This is a genomic window from uncultured Cedecea sp. (genome assembly GCF_947498825.1).
GTDB lineage: Bacteria > Pseudomonadota > Gammaproteobacteria > Enterobacterales > Enterobacteriaceae > JGM124.
Genome location: NZ_CANMLV010000109.1, coordinates 1 through 204 on the forward strand (window position 1 = coordinate 1; position 204 = coordinate 204).

Here is a 204-nt window from a genome sequence, read left to right on the forward strand (position 1 = left end):
AATTTTGACGTGGAGTTTTGCGACCTTTAGCTTTGCTTTAGCGCGGTTACTTGAGCCTTTTTTCTTCTTGCTCAAGCGACGCTGTAGCAGGGCTAACTGTTTCGCATATCTCGCCGTATGGCGGAGGTTGCCGGTTTTAAATCCGGTATCGGTGACGAACACATCTTTTAAACCCACATCAATGCCCGCTGTTTTAGTCGAAAC

1 protein-coding gene is annotated in these 204 nt (G+C 47.1%); it reads right to left on the bottom strand.

The genetic code is table 11. The annotated features are described in order from the left end of the window. A partial coding sequence (locus Q1A40_RS23120) for a transposase (RefSeq protein ID WP_300006128.1) occupies positions 1-204 on the bottom strand: 204 nt, incomplete at both ends.